The organism is Vibrio sp. AK197 (assembly GCF_053903115.1).
Map to the genome: position 1 here is coordinate 608,509 of NZ_CP096429.1, position 14,948 is coordinate 623,456.

15 protein-coding genes are annotated in these 14,948 nt (G+C 47.8%); 11 read left to right on the forward strand and 4 right to left on the reverse strand.

The features are described from left to right. Positions 1-198: 198 nt before the first annotated feature. The 3 genes from puuE to M1D72_RS02835 are packed head-to-tail and all read right to left on the reverse strand — an operon-like array spanning position 199 to position 2,550. The gene (gene puuE / locus M1D72_RS02825; protein ID WP_456295488.1) at positions 199-1,122 is read right to left on the reverse strand and encodes an allantoinase PuuE; all 924 of its coding nucleotides are present in this window, start codon (positions 1,120-1,122) and stop codon (positions 199-201) included. Between the two features lie 22 nt (positions 1,123-1,144). Next, a complete protein-coding gene (locus M1D72_RS02830; RefSeq protein WP_456295489.1) occupies positions 1,145-1,876 on the reverse strand; it encodes an aspartate/glutamate racemase family protein in 732 nt (243 codons plus the stop codon). Between the two features lie 2 nt (positions 1,877-1,878). Then, positions 1,879-2,550 carry a GntR family transcriptional regulator gene (locus tag M1D72_RS02835; RefSeq protein ID WP_390195736.1) on the reverse strand — a complete coding sequence of 224 codons (672 nt, stop codon included), beginning with the start codon at positions 2,548-2,550 and terminating at the stop codon, positions 1,879-1,881. A 280-nt stretch (positions 2,551-2,830) separates the two neighbouring features. Here M1D72_RS02835 and M1D72_RS02840 point away from each other — a divergent pair, with 280 nt between their 5' ends. From M1D72_RS02840 to M1D72_RS02890, 11 genes are all read left to right on the forward strand, one after another. Beyond that, positions 2,831-4,273, forward strand: coding sequence for an NCS1 family nucleobase:cation symporter-1 (locus M1D72_RS02840; protein ID WP_390195734.1), 1,443 nt, complete (start codon positions 2,831-2,833; stop codon positions 4,271-4,273). 259 nt (positions 4,274-4,532) lie between these two features. After that, on the forward strand, positions 4,533-5,324 hold the full coding sequence (locus M1D72_RS02845) for a transporter substrate-binding domain-containing protein (protein ID WP_456295490.1): 792 nt from the start codon (positions 4,533-4,535) through the stop codon (positions 5,322-5,324). Positions 5,325-5,332: 8 nt separating this feature from the next. Further along, positions 5,333-6,001: an amino acid ABC transporter permease gene (locus tag M1D72_RS02850; RefSeq protein WP_456295491.1), complete on the forward strand. Its 669-nt coding sequence runs from the start codon at positions 5,333-5,335 to the stop codon at positions 5,999-6,001. 11 nt (positions 6,002-6,012) lie between these two features. Beyond that, positions 6,013-6,663: an amino acid ABC transporter permease gene (locus M1D72_RS02855; RefSeq protein WP_390195727.1), complete on the forward strand. Its 651-nt coding sequence runs from the start codon at positions 6,013-6,015 to the stop codon at positions 6,661-6,663. Next, positions 6,650-7,378, forward strand: a complete 729-nt coding sequence (locus M1D72_RS02860; RefSeq protein ID WP_390195725.1) for an amino acid ABC transporter ATP-binding protein — start codon at positions 6,650-6,652, stop codon at positions 7,376-7,378. Before M1D72_RS02855 ends, M1D72_RS02860 begins: the two co-directional genes overlap by 14 nt. Before the next feature lie 34 nt (positions 7,379-7,412). Next, the gene (locus tag M1D72_RS02865; RefSeq protein WP_390195722.1) at positions 7,413-8,231 is read left to right on the forward strand and encodes a MurR/RpiR family transcriptional regulator; all 819 of its coding nucleotides are present in this window, start codon (positions 7,413-7,415) and stop codon (positions 8,229-8,231) included. Between the two features lie 37 nt (positions 8,232-8,268). After that, positions 8,269-9,273 (forward strand): bile acid:sodium symporter family protein, encoded by a 1,005-nt coding sequence (locus M1D72_RS02870; RefSeq protein WP_390195718.1) that lies wholly within the window; start codon positions 8,269-8,271, stop codon positions 9,271-9,273. A gap of 30 nt (positions 9,274-9,303) precedes the next feature. After that, positions 9,304-10,503, forward strand: a complete 1,200-nt coding sequence (locus M1D72_RS02875) for an amidase (RefSeq protein WP_456295492.1) — start codon at positions 9,304-9,306, stop codon at positions 10,501-10,503. Beyond that, positions 10,500-12,065, forward strand: a complete 1,566-nt coding sequence (locus tag M1D72_RS02880) for a gamma-glutamyltransferase family protein (RefSeq protein ID WP_456295493.1) — start codon at positions 10,500-10,502, stop codon at positions 12,063-12,065. The genes M1D72_RS02875 and M1D72_RS02880 overlap by 4 nt, the downstream gene beginning before the upstream one ends. Before the next feature lies 1 nt (position 12,066). After that, entirely contained in the window at positions 12,067-13,299 is a 1,233-nt protein-coding gene (locus M1D72_RS02885) for a pyridoxal-phosphate-dependent aminotransferase family protein (RefSeq protein WP_456295494.1), read from the forward strand. 18 nt (positions 13,300-13,317) lie between these two features. Next, positions 13,318-14,544 (forward strand): allantoate amidohydrolase, encoded by a 1,227-nt coding sequence (locus M1D72_RS02890; protein WP_456295495.1) that lies wholly within the window; start codon positions 13,318-13,320, stop codon positions 14,542-14,544. Between the two features lie 57 nt (positions 14,545-14,601). Here the strand turns inward: M1D72_RS02890 and M1D72_RS02895 are convergent, their stop codons facing one another. Then, positions 14,602-14,877, reverse strand: a complete 276-nt coding sequence (locus M1D72_RS02895; protein WP_456295496.1) for an EF-hand domain-containing protein — start codon at positions 14,875-14,877, stop codon at positions 14,602-14,604. Between the last annotated feature and the right edge of the window lie 71 nt (positions 14,878-14,948).

Sequence of the window (14,948 nt, forward strand, 5' to 3'; positions counted from 1 at the left end):
GCTATATGCCATGCTGTGTTATTCAAATTTATCTTTATTTATTATAAACTTAGGTTTAATGATGTGGCTCTGGTCTAGAGCTTTTGCACCAAAATTGGGATAAGAGGCTAGGCGCATAAAAAAAGCCACTCTCAGGAAGGGGCGAGTGGCTTTGGCTTGGTGAAAGGATTGGAACGATTTAAAAAACGCCTTCAACCATTATTTCGGCGGATGGTTCTCTATCCAGTGATGGGCGATTTGCTCGCGAGTGGTTACCCACACATCATCGAATGATTGCACGTAATCAAGGAATTTTTTCAGCGCCATAAAGCGACTTGGCTTACCTAAAATTCGGCAGTGCATACCGATATTCATCATCTTAGGCTTGGTTTCACCCTCTTGATACAAACAGTCAAAGTTCTCTTTCAAATATTGGAAGAACTCTTCCCCATGGCTAAAACCGTACGGCGATGCGAAGCGCATGTCGTTAGTATCAAGAGTATAAGGAATCACGAGGTGTGGTTTGGTTTGACCTTCACCATCAGGAACGTCAGTCCAAAACGGCAGATCGTCACCATAATAGTCAGAGTCATAAAGCAGGCCTTCTTGCTCGGCGACCAATAAGCGTGTATTCGGTGAATCACGTCCAGTATACCAACCAATAGGACGCTTACCGGTCAAGTTTTCAATGATCTCAAGCGCTTCATGCATATGCTGACGCTCTTCTTCCATCGACTTGTCTTGATAGTGAATCCATTTCAGACCGTGACACGCAATCTCGTGTCCATCTTCCATTATTGCTTTCAAAACTTCAGGGTTGCGCTGCAATGCGGTTGCAACACCAAAAATGGTCAGCGGCAACTGGCGTTTTTTGAACTCATTGAGAATGCGCCAAACCCCGGCACGTGACCCGTATTCGTACAAAGATTCCATGCTCATATGGCGAGCTGGGTAGGGTTCTGCGCCTGCCATTTCTGAAAGGAAAGTTTCCGCGTGTGGGTCACCATGTAAGACACAGTTTTCACCACCTTCTTCGTAATTTAATACAAACTGCACGGCAATTTTGGCTTTATTGGGCCAGTTGGCGTCTGGCACATTGTCTCGACCGTAGCCGATATAATCTCGTGGGTTATTTACGTCCATGTTGAGTTCCTTGTTGTTTTAATTAGCGGCTTAAATGTGCGTAGCGTCCAATGAAGGCTTTGCCTAATGGCGCAGCGTATTGCCCGCTTTTTGACGTTGTCAGTTTGAGTTGATGCAGTGATTCTGCCAGTTTGACTGCGGCGGCAACCCCATCAATAACGGGGACTTGCAGCTCAAGGCTTAATTCATTGGCCAAATCAGACATTCCTGCACAGCCGAGCACAATGGCTTCGGCGCCATCTTGTTCAATCGCTGCACGGCACTCGTCCAACAGTTGTTGATAGATACTGTGTTCTACGTGTTCTAAATCTAATACCGGAATGTCGGTGGCACGAACGCCAGAACAAAGGTGCGCGTAACCGTAACGATCCAACAGATGGTGGGCCGCTGGCAAGGTTCTGCTCATGGTCGTCACCACACCAAAGCGATGAGCAACAAGGCTCGCGAGTTGGAACGCGGCACCCGCGATGCCGATAACGGGGGCATGAGCAATTTCGCGCGCCGCATCAATTGAAGGATCACCAAAACAGGCGATGATATGCGCATCGACGCCTTGCTGTTCGCCATCAGCGACAACATCCAATACCGCGGCACCAGCAATGGCTTCATCAAAAGCACTCTCTATACTTTCAGGCCCATGAGCAGGTGAGCGGGCAAGAATATCACTCGTTGGTAAGGCAACGCTCTGTGCACTTTGGGCTATTTTATCGGTCATCCCTTGGCAGGTATTAGGGTTGATAATTTGAATTCGCATAATTATTCCATTCCAGAGAAAAGCTTTTGGAAATCAATGTGATCATCGCGTTTACCTCGAAGCGAGATAGAGGCTTTGATCTGTTTGAGGTGATGAGTCATCCAGTGCTGGGCCTGCTCGATTTTTCCATTATCAATCAGCTCCAGCAAAGCGTGGTGATCGCCACAATCACAGCTTACGCTTTCACGCGTACCGTAGGCGGCAATCACTAATGACGAGCGGTAACAAAGTTGCTCAATAAATTCAGCGAGTACGGAGTTGTTACCCAGCTTAGCCAGTTCATAGTGAAACTTGGCGGTGAGGTGTATTGAGCTGGCAAGGTCACCTTCGCGATCGGCGCGTTTTTCCTCTTCCACCATCGTCACGAAATGGTCAAGGCAACGTGGCTGCCAATTATCGATCACATCGGGTAATAGAAGCGGCTCTAACATAATGCGGCTCTCGAGAACCTCTTCCGCTTCTTGGCGGCTAGGGCGGTTTACTTGCGCACCTTTGTTGGGTTGAATAACGACAAAGCGTTCAATTGCCAAGCGTTGTAGCACTTTTCGTATGCCTGTCCGGCTCACTCCAAACGCTTCAGATAGCTTATCTTCGGGAAGGCGCTCACCAGGAGGTAATTGGTGCTCAACGATGGCTTTCAACATCTTTCGATAAATCTTCTCGTCGTTAGACATGATACTCTCTTTGCTACGGTTGTATACAAAATATCTTAGCAATATGTATACCATTTTATTAGTACTTTTTTACCTTACTATTTCCAGTAAAAGCGTGACTTTTCACCGTTTACCGAGAAAGCCTTGCACCGCAAGGTTGCAATTGTGATCTATCTTAGTGCAATTGCGCTTAAAAATGTCTATTGAGTTTTCGATAAACCTAGGAAATACGTTGCTTTAACGTTTTGGCACACAACTTGTATTTAGGATTGTATACAATGTGCGATAAGGAAATAAAACAATGGAAAAGGACTTTACTCCTAGTAAACGTTTAAGCAACGAGGATCTCGCTCCTGATAAAGAACAGAAGTGGGGTTGGTACAGTATTTTTGCTTTTTGGATGTCTGATGTTCACAGCGTGGGTGGCTATGTGTTCGCAGCGAGTCTGTTTGCCCTTGGGCTAAACGGAATTCAGGTCTTCATCAGTTTGTTAGTCGGCATTATGGTGGTGATGCTGTTTGCAAACTTGATGGGCAAGCCTGGACAAAAAGCCGGTGTGCCATTCCCGGTGGTCGCTCGTATGTCATTTGGTGTGTTTGGAGCCAATATTCCAGCTGTGATTCGTGGCCTGATTGCGGTGGTTTGGTACGGGATTCAGACCTTCTTGGCTTCTAGCTCATTCATCATTCTTTTACTTTACTTTTTCCCGAATATGGCAAGCCTTTCTGAGCCGACTTTCTTAGGGCTTTCTTATTTAGGTTGGGTTGGTTTCATCGCAATGTGGGTGATTCAAGGGATTGTTTTCATGTTTGGTATGGATGCGATTCGTAAAGTGATTGATTGGTCTGGGCCTGCGATTTACATTGCAATGTTTGCGCTTTGTATTTACATGATAAACCTTGCTGGTTGGGACAACATTAGCTTTAACCTAAGTTCGAAGAAACTGGAAGGTTGGGATGCGTTTGTTCAAATGTTTATCGCATCTGCCTTGGTGGCCGGGTACTTTGCTGGACCCACGTTAAACTTTAGTGACTTCTCTCGTTACTGCGGTAGCTACAAAAAGCTCAAATTAGGCAACTGGTTGGGTCTACCTCTGAACTTTGTTCTGTTTTCTGTCTTCAGTGTGGTGATTGTTTCAGCTTCTCTACCTGTATTTGGCGAGATGATTACTGATCCAGTTGAAACCGTAAAACGCCTTGATTCTGGATTAATTACTGTGCTTGGTGCGATGACATTTATCTTCGCTACCGTCGGCATCAATATTGTGGCGAACTTTGTTGCGCCAGCGTTTGACTTCTCTAACGTTTCTCCACAAAAGATCAGCTTTAAAGCGGGCGGGTTTATTGCCGCTTTTGGTTCCGTACTGTTGACGCCTTGGAACCTGTTTAATAACCCAGAAGTGATTCACTACACAGTGGATGTATTGGCGGCGATGATTGGGCCACTGTACGGCATTATCTTGGTTGACTACTACCTCGTGAAGAAAGGCGAAATTGACATTCCTTCACTGTACACCGAGTCACCTAAAGGGCTTTACTGGTACGAGAACGGTATTAATATGAAGAGCGTATACGCGTTAGTATTTGCTGGTTTGGTGGCGATTGTCACGACCTTCATTGTCACTGATTTAGCGAACTATTCATTGTTCATTGGTGGTGCGGTTGCAGCACTGTCTTATCGAATCATGATGCAGTCATCATCGGTAAAATTATCAACGCTCGAAATGTCGAAGCAAAAAGGCTAAAAATGATAAGGCTGTCTGTTTTATGCAGACAGCCTTTGCTTATATGAATACAAACAGAGATAATGAAACGATTGCACCAACAAGATTCATTGTTGCACCAAAAGTTTCACTTTATTAATTGAATAGTAAATTATAAATCCGCACTTGGTACTAACTGACTCATATCATTGCGGTTTTTATTTTGCTTCGGTTTGGCACGAACGTTGCGATGTTAACGGTAATTGTTTCAAACGTTTCATTTAGTTTAAGGAGATACAGAGTGAAATTGAGCAATGTGATATCAAAAGCGATGATAGCGCTTGGGTTGCTACTAGGAGTGAGCCATGCCCAAGCAGACCAATTGGAGACCCTCAAACAGCGTGGTGTACTAAAAGTGGCGGTGCCGCAAGACTTTCCACCGTTTGGTTCGGTGGGCACTGATTTGCAGCCACAAGGGTACGACATTGATATGGCGGCGTACTTAGCGGACAAAATGGATGTCAAACTCGAGCTTGTTCCGGTTACTAGCGCTAACCGTATTCCTTACTTACAAACGGGTAAAGTGGATTTAGTGATTTCAAGCATGGGTAAAAACCCAGAGCGTGAGAAAGCCATCGATTTTACTCAAGCATACGCGCCGTTTTATTTGGGCGTGTTTGGCGCGAATGAAGAATCAGTGTCTGCACCTAGTGATCTGAGCGGTAAAACCGTCGGTGTGACTCGAGGTTCTGTGGAAGATTTGGAGCTGAGTAAATTGGTAGGTGACGATACCGTGATCAAGCGTTTTGAAGACAATAACGCGACGCTGTCTTCGTACTTATCAGGTCAAGTGAGCTTAATTGCAACCGGGAACCTGGTGGTGACTGAAATTGCCAATCGCTTTCCGGGTAAAGCGCCTGAAACCAAGTTCTTGCTGAAAAACTCCCCTTGCTATGTCGGTGTCGCTAAAGGTGAAACCGCGCTGGTTGAAGAAGTTAACACGCTCATAGATGAAGCGAAGCAACAAGGTGTGGTTGAGGAATTGTCTCAGAAATGGTTGAAAGCACCGTTTCCTAAAGATCTCGGTGCATAGGGCTTACTATGAGTTATCAGCTAGATTTTAGTGGGCTGACTCCCTACCTGCCGCAGTTTGTGGCAGGGCTTGGCACCACGGTTGAGCTTACCTTGATATCAACGGTGTGTGGGCTAGGGCTGGGCACGCTGTGCGCTGCGGCAAAAACCAGTCAAAGCCAGTGGCTGAGATGGCTTTGCTCGCTATATGTTGAAGTGATTCGAAATACGCCTTTTATTGTGCAGTTGTTCTTTATCTTTTTTGGTTTACCAGCGCTGGGGCTCAAGCTATCTGCGTGGCAGGCTGGGTTTATTGCCATGGTCATTAACCTTGGGGCTTACTCAACCGAAATTTTAAGAGCGGGTATTGAAGCAACACCAAAAGGGCAGTGGGAAGCGGGGAAAACGTTAGGATTAACCAGACGCCAAATTTTTATGAGTATCGTGATTCCACCGGCCTATCAACGGGTTTACCCAGCCATCGTCAGTCAATGCATTATCGTGATGCTCGGTTCTTCCGTGGTGTCGCAGATTTCGGTGGAAGACTTAACGTTCGCCGCCAACTTTGTGCAGTCGCGAAGCTTTTTAAGTTTTGAGTCTTACATTATGACAGCGGCGATTTATTTGGTACTTGCGATTGTGATGCGTCAGTGTTTTGCGCTGGTTAAACGCGTTACGTTTAGAAACCCATCGCTGTAGGAGGCACGATTATGATGCAATTTACTGATTGGGATATCGTACGTAGCTTGTTGCTGGCCGCACGTTGGACCATCGCGCTGTCTTTGATTGCGTTTGTTTGCGGTGGTTTGTTGGGATTGGTATTGACGTTTTTACGCAGTACACGTAACCCCGCATTTGGTTATTTGATTAAGGCGTATGTTGAAGTGTTTCAAGGGACGCCGTTGTTAATGCAGCTGTTTTTGGCCTTTTTTGGGTTATCACTGGTTGGGATTGAAGTGAGTCCTTGGACGGCGGCAACATTGTCATTAACGCTATTTAGTAGCGCTTTTTTTCATGATATATGGCGTGGGTGTATCGAGTCACTGCCAAAAGGACAGTGGGAAGCATGCCGCACAATGGGCTTGAGCTATCTGCAAAGCATGCGTTATGTGATTGCGCCACAAGCTGCGCGCTTAGCTATCGCGCCTACGGTTGGGTTCTCGGTGCAAATTGTTAAAGGCACCGCGTTAGCGTCGATCATTGGTTTCGTCGAATTGACAAAAGCAGGAACCATGCTGAATAACGCGACGTTCCAGCCGTTTAAAGTGTTTGCGTTAGTCGCGCTGCTTTACTTTGTTATTTGTTACCCGCTTTCTCTTTTGGCGCGTTATTTGGAGGCTCGCAATCATGTCGCTGGTTAGTGTTGAACAAGTCCATAAATATTATGGCGAAAACCACGTTCTAAAAGGGGTCGACCTTAAAGTTGAGCCGGGGGAAGTGGTCTCGATTATTGGTCGCAGTGGGTCGGGGAAAAGCACCTTACTGCGTTGTATGAATGGGTTAGAAACCTATCAAGATGGCGTGGTTATCGTCGACAACCAAGCGGTCGAAAATGATGAGTACAAGCTGCGCTTGCTCAGTCGTAGTGTGGGCATGGTGTTTCAAAGCTTCAACTTATTTCCACATATGACTGTGGGAGAAAACGTGATGCTTGCACCAAAGTTGGTACTAAGAAAAACGCCTTCAGAGTGTGAAACTCTTGCTCGTGAGCTGCTGGAAAAAGTTGGGCTTTCGGACAAATTTGATGCCTATCCGACCAATCTGTCAGGCGGGCAGCAGCAGCGTGTTGCCATTGCTCGCTCTTTGGCAATGAATCCTAAAGTGCTGCTGTGTGATGAAATTACCTCTGCCCTTGATCCGGAATTAGTCGGTGAAGTGCTTAAGGTGTTAGAGCAACTCAAAGCAGAAGGCATGACGCTGATTCTCGTTACGCACGAAATGAACTTTGCCCGTGATGTTGGTGACCGGGTGGTGTTTATGAATCAAGGCAAAGTGTGGGAAACGGGGCAAAGTGATGTGGTGTTTGCCAATCCGCAAACCCCTGAGCTACAAAGTTTTCTTTCTGCGGTACGTTAAGTGTCGCCACGATTAATTAACCATGGGAGTTAGAATGCCAAACAGTCACCACTCGTTAAGTGAACGTATAACGCAACATTATGCTCGTTTAACCGAGAGCAGTCGGCGTGTGGCAGACTTTCTGCAGTTGAATCCGGAAAATATTTTGATGTTATCGACCGGACAAATTGCCGAGGCGTGTAATGTATCCAAAACCAGCGTGAGTCGGTTTATTCGCCAACTGGGTTACGATGATCACGTTGCGCTTCGCCAAGAATTGATCACTGAACGTGAAAAGGGCGTTCCGGTATTAACCTCTTCGATTGAAGACCCGGAGATTCAGCATGATATGCGCGCCCTTGAACAGCTTTGGAGCCAATTAAACAATATGGATTCCAAAGCGCTGATAGACGCCATTGCTCAAGCCAAAACGGTTAAGGTGATTGGCTATCGCAATAGTTATCCGTTGGCGATGCACATGCGTCAGCAATTGATGCAGTGTCGAAGCCACGTCGAGTTGCTACCTGTGCCTGGTCAGACGCTGGGTGAAGATCTAGCGTCCTTGTCTGAGCAAGATTTTGTGATTGTGATCGGTATTCGACGCCGGGCGAGCGGGTTTAGCGACATGCTCGCACAGTTGAAACCTTATCGAACGCTGTTGATTACCGACCAATCTGGGCAGAAATACGCCGACCAAGTCTCGAATGTCATTATCTGCCATATGAACAATCATGCGCCGCTTGATAGCTACGCGGTGCCAATGAGTCTGATCTCTTATTTAGTCAATAAGGTATACCGATACCTTGGTCAAAATGCGGTTAAGCTAAGCCAAAGTATCAGCCATAGTTATTCGCAAATGAATGAATTGGAATAGCTGCAATGTCCAACCTAACAATAAAGTTATAAATAACATGAGTGTATTAGCGAAAATAAAAAAAGAGTGGTTTTTGGTCGGGATGGTGGTTGCCATCGGCCTTGCAACCGTGACCCCAGATATCGGTCGCTCGGGTGGGGTGATTCACCTCGAACAACTCACTGGTATCGGTGTGGCTATTGTGTTTTTCCTGCATGGTTTGGGGTTGTCTCCACAAGCCATTAAAGCAGGGCTAAGTAATTGGCGTCTCCACATTTTTATTCAGTTAGCCACTTACGCGCTGTACCCGCTACTCTGGGTCGTTTTCAATGGTGCGTTTATGGCGTATATGCCAGCGGCGTTAGCGTTTGGCTTCTGTTATTTGTTTGCGCTACCAAGCACCATCTCTTCTTCTGTTGCCATGACCAGCGTTGGTAAAGGTAACGTGCCGGGCGCAATTTTTAACGCGTCGCTCTCCAGCGTACTTGGCGTATTTATTACTCCGTTACTGATTCAACTATTTATGGGCTTTGAGGGCGCTGAATTGGATTTGATGGCGTCAGTCATTTCTATTGCCAAATTGCTGCTTATTCCAATGATTGTTGGCCAAGTATTACGTCCATACCTCATCAACTGGGTCGAGAAGCATAAAGCGATTACCAATAAGATTGATAAATACGTCATTCTCATGATCGTCTACAACGCGTTTTGTGACTCGGTGGCAAACGGTATCTGGAGTGAGTTCTCGGTTGGCCTTCTTGCTACCTCTATTGCTATTTGTGTCGTGGTGTTGGTGGTTATGGTGCACTTTATTCAGTGGAGTGCACGCCGTGCCAAGTTTGACTTGCCCGATGAAGTGGCGGCCGTTTTTTGTGGCACCAAAAAAACCTTAGCTGCTGGGGTGCCAATGGCAAAAGTGATCTTTGGGGCTGACCCAACTCTTGGGATGTTATTGCTGCCGATCATGCTTTATCACCCGATTCAGATTTTCTACTGTGCGGTACTGGCTAACCGATACGCACAAAAAAGTGAACAGACCCAAGCGGCTGTAGCGACTAAATAAGCTTAACCTCTTGGAAGAAAGGAACATATTATGAGTAAGGATGCTCGCGTCTATTGCGCTCAAGGCCCAGATACGATTGCGCCAACCAGCCACGGTACGCTGTCCAATACTAAATTTGTATTTAAAGATTTATTTGATGTCAGCGGTTATAGAACCGGAGCAGGGAACCCAACTTGGCTGACGACGCATCAACCTGCGGAGAAAACCTCACCGCTGATTGTGGCGCTGCTTGGCGAAGGGGCGACTTGTGTAGGACGAGTGCAAACCGATGAACTCGCTTACAGTCTTAATGGTCAAAATATTCATTACGGTACGCCGGAAAATCCCAAGGCGCCAGGTTGCATTCCTGGCGGCTCATCCAGTGGCAGCGCCGTCGCCGTGGCAACAGGTGATGCCGACTTTTCGATCGGCACTGACACCGGCGGCTCGGTTCGCGTTCCAGCCAGCTACTGTGGGCTGTTTGGCCTGCGCCCAACACTGGGTAAGCTCGATTTAAGTCACTGCTTTGAACTGGCGGGAAGCTTTGATACTGCGGGTATCTTTGCACGCTCACTGACGATGCTAAATCAAGTATTGGAAACGTTGGCGAGCAAACCGCAGCCGGGGGCGATCCAGTCGACGCTGTATCTTGATAACGCATTTGCTCCCTTGATAGGAGAAGCGCGTCTCACACGACTAAAAGCGTGGTGCGAGCGCGTAGATGTTGAATTAATCACTGGTGATGTTATCGCACAGGCGGGGTGGGATTTAACCGCGCTCAGCGAACTATTTCGGACTATCCAAGGTTTTGAAATCATTCAACAGCATGGTGAGTGGCTAGCGCATTATGGTGACAGCTTAGATCCAGCGATCGCGCAGCGTGTCGCATGGTCTAGAACCTTGACCGCAGAGCAATACCAACAAGCCAAAGCGGACCAACATGCGTTTAAACAACAGATTGATGCCATGCTTGAGCAGTTAGATGGTGTCTGGGTGTTGCCAACCACGCCATCAGGCCCACCAAGTTTAACCATGGACGCACAAGCGCTTGCGACTTATCGCAGTCATTTAATGGGCATGACCAGCGTAGCAGGGTTAACTGGCCTGCCACAGTTGCATTTACCCATGAATCAGCTTGAAGAAGGGCCTTGCGGTGTGTCGCTGCTTGGCGGCGCCCATTGCGAGGGGGATTTAATTGCCACGGCGATGGCGTTGTATCAAGCAGAAAAAGCACTAGGAGACGGCCAATGAAATACCAAACTGCCTTTACTGCCTCACATCATAAAGCCGCGCAAGCTGGGCAAAACATTCTTGATGCTGGCGGCACTGCCAGTGAAGCGATGGTGGCGGCGGCCGCAATGATTGCGGTGCAATATCCCCATATGAACAGTATTGGGGGCGATGGCTTTTGGATTATTGCTAAACCAGGTGAAGCGCCAATTACTATCGATGCCTGTGGTGCGGCAGCGAGCGGGGTTAACGTTGACAATTATCGCTTACTCAGTGATGAACTTCCCGAAGCGGGAGGCGAAGCCGCGATTACGATGGCAGGAACCATTTCCGGGTGGGACAAAGCGTTAGAGCTCAATGCGAGTGGCATGCCGCTTCAAACTTTGTTGCAACCAGCCATTGATGCTGCGCGCAATGGGATTGAGGTGACGCAAAGCCTAGTGAACGCCAGCGAAAAAACCTTTGAGCGCCTCGGTGGGCTAGAAGGATTTAAACATTTATTTTTACCCAATGACCGCACTTTACAAGTTGGGGACGTATTAACTAATCCCGCACTTGCTCAAACATTCGAAGCCTTGGCGGAAAATGGGTTGGACGATTTTTATCGCGGTGAACTGGCCAAGTCGATGGCTGATGAACTGAATCAGCTTGGCAGCCCGATTCGCTTAGATGACTTTCATCAGCACCAAGCTAAGGTGATGGCGCCATTACGTGTTGAAACCTCAAAGGGAACTTTGTTTAACTTTGGCGCGCCGACACAAGGCGTGGCGTCTCTGCTGATTTTGGCAATTTATGATCGCGTCGCAAAGCAAGCGACAAACGATCTGGATCATGTCCATTTGCTTGTTGAAGCAACTAAGCAAGCTTTTATCATTCGTGACCAAGTGGTGTGTGATGAAACATGCCTTGAAAAGCCGCTACAAGCTTGGCTCGGTGATGAGATTCTTGATGCCTGTGCGGAGCGTATTTCATTGACGCAAGCCCAGCCATGGCCTCATGTGGCCAAGCCGGGCGACACGATTTGGATGGGCGCGACAGACAGCGACGGTACCATGGTGAGCTTCATTCAGAGCATATATTGGGAATTTGGTTCGGGTGTCGTGTTGCCTACCAGCGGTGTGCTGTGGAACGTACGCGCGAAAAGCTTTTCGCTTGACGCCTCTCATCACAATGTATTGGCGCCGAATAAAAAACCGTTTCACACCTTAAACCCTGCCTACGCGGAGCTAAAAGATGGTCGTCGTATCAGTTACGGCACCATGGGCGGGGAAGGACAACCGCAAACACAAGCGTGCTTGTTTAGCCGTTTCTTTTATCAAGAGAAAAGCTTAAAAGATGCAGTGGCGTTACCGCGCTGGTTACTTGGCCGAACTTGGGGCGATGAAACCAACAACTTACGCTTGGAAAAATCACTTTACCAACAAATGGGACAGGCGCTTATTGAGCGAGGCCATGACGTCACGTTTGTTGATGATAATAACGAATTAATGGGACATGCCGGCGCAATTGTGCTCGATGCTCAAGGACAAGCATGTGCCACCAACGATCCTCGTAGCGATGGAACCTTTTTACTTGGAGAATGACATGACAGACAAAACTTCGCTTTTTGAAACCTTAAACCCACCTCAACGTATGTTAATGGGTCCGGGCCCAATCAATGCTTACCCTCGCGTTCATCAAGCGATCTCTCAATCCTTGATTGGCCAATATGATCCGGTTATGACAGGGTATATGAATCAGGTTCAAGCGCTCTATCGCGGTGTGTTTCAAACGGAAAACAAACAAACCATGCTGGTGGATGGCACCGCGCGTTCTGGGATTGAAGCGGTATTGGTCTCTGTACTTCAACCTGGTGATAAAGTCCTTATTCCAGTGATTGGCCGATTTGGTCACTTATTGTGTGAAATCGCTCAGCGTGTTGGTGCTGAAGTGAAAACCATCGATATCGAATGGGGCGAAGTGTGTAGCCCAGAGCAAGTTGAAAAAGCGATCAAGCAGTATCAACCAAAACTGTTGGCGACCGTTCAAGGTGATACGTCAACCACGATGAATCAGCCACTTAAAGAAATGGGTGAAATCTGTGAGCGTCATGGTGTGTTGTTTTACTGTGACGCAACCGCCTCCATTGCGGGCAACGATCTAAAAGTTGATGAGTGGCATTTAGACGCGGTTTCGGCAGGTTTACAAAAATGTCTTGGCGGCCCTTCTGGCTCTGCGCCTATCACATTAAGCGACCGCTGCGCTGAGGTAATCAATCGTCGTAAACACGTTGAAGCCGGCATTCGAGCGGATCACCATGAGCAAGGTGAAGATGCGATGATTCAGTCAAATTATTTCGATTTGGCAATGATCATGGATTACTGGGGCCCGGAACGCCTAAACCATCACACTGAAGCCACCAGCATGTTATATGCCGCGCGTGAATGTGCGCGTCTGTTCCTTGAAGAAGGCCCGGACGAAGTCATTGCCCGCCATAAACAGGCCGGTGGTGCCCTAGCAACTGGCCTTCGCGCGATGGGACTTGAGCTGTTTGGCAATCAAACCTACAAAATGAACAATGTTGTTGGTGTCTATATTCCTGCTAACGTTGACGGAGATGCGATTCGACGTGAATTATTGACCTGCTTTGGGATTGAAATCGGTACATCGTTTGGCCCATTACACGGCAAGATTTGGCGTATTGGCACCATGGGATATAACGCTCGTCAAGAGTGCGTATTAACCACGTTGGCGGCACTGGAGTCTATCTTAGTGAAACATAAAGCCGCAATCCAACCAGGGCAAGCGGTTGCAGCCGCAATGGAATTTTACCTTTAAGGCTTGCAAGGAGTGCCTATGACGAACATGGAAAGTGGTGCAGCGCGCGTGATGTCGCGCGCTGACATTCTCGCGACTTACAGTGAAAGCCCTGAGCATTTAACACGGGCTTACTTGACCCCTGAGCATCGCAATGCGCACGATCAATTAGCGCAGTGGATGATGCAAGCCGGGCTCGAAACGTGGCAAGACAGTGTGGGTAACCAGTGGGGGCGCAAAGTCTCGAGTAATCCAACGATGCCGACACTGCTTTTAGGTTCTCACAGCGATACTGTGGCGAACGCGGGTAAATACGATGGCAACCTTGGGGTCATTTTAGGGCTTGAAGCGCTGGCTTTGCTTAAAGATGTAGAATTGCCCTACCACGTTGATGTGGTTGCGTTTGCTGATGAAGAGGGTACTCGATTTAACACCACGCTGATCGGTTCAAGCAGTGTCGCAGGGTGTTTTCAGCCTAGCTGGCTGGAGGTTGAAGATGCGCAAGGTATCTCGATGGGCAAAGCAATGCATGACTTTGGCTTAGCTCCAACGCTCGCTGGGCATGATGCACGTGTGGCCAGCGATATTTTGGCGTATCTTGAAGTGCACATTGAGCAAGGCCCTGTGCTCGAAGCAAAAGAGTTACCTGTGGGGGTTGTAACGGGTATTGCTGGTGCAAAACGTTACGAAATGACGGTAAAAGGCATGGCAGGACATGCTGGTACGGTGCCGATTAGCCTGCGCCAAGATGCCTTTTGCGGCATGGCACAAATGGCTAGTGAAATTGAAGCATACGCGTTGTCTCATAATATCGTTGCGACGATTGGTAAGTGTGATGTACTGCCCGGCGCGGTCAACGTTATTCCTGGTGAAGTTCGCTTTACGCTCGATATTCGTAGCCTTTCTCAGGTGCAACTTGAGCAGTGTTGTGACGAGCTATTGGCGAAACTGGCCAATATTGCTGCGCAGCGCAACTTGAGCTTCTCTCACCGTCAGCTTTATCAAGCGCAAGCGGTGCCTTGTGATGATGCTTTGCAGCAACGCTGGGCATCGGTGGTCGAAAAGCACACTCAGCAAACACCGTGCTTTTTACCCAGTGGCGCAGGGCATGACGCGATGGTGATGGCCAATGTTGCTGATATCGGTATGTTGTTTGTTCGTTGTGACCGAGGGATTAGCCACCATCCGGCTGAAAGCGTGATGGAAAGCGACGTCGCGGTTGCGCTAGATTGCTTTACGGATATGATTCAATCTTTTGCAAATTAATACCTAGTTAGGTGAAAAGCCCTGAGTGTTCAGGGCTTTTTTTTGGCGAACGCAAAGTTATTGCGCACTGGGTGGCGGGCCAGGCGGCGTGTGATTGGTAAACTCTTGCTCGGTTATTTTCCCATCGCCGTTGGTGTCAATTTCTGTGAAATGATCGCGGATTGGGCCATCGGCTTCATCACATGTAACGACGCTATCGCCATTTGTGTCCATTTTGCTAAAACTTGGCGGTTGACCACCAGGATTATCCGGTGGGCTTGGTCGGTCTTGGGCAAGAGCCGTGTTCGATAAGAGGATGACCGACAGCGCGATCCAAGATTTGAACGTTTTCATGGTATTTCCTTCTAAAACATGCTGTTAATTCAGCGCATGTATAGAGTGGTTTTGAGTGAAAACCGTTCTCA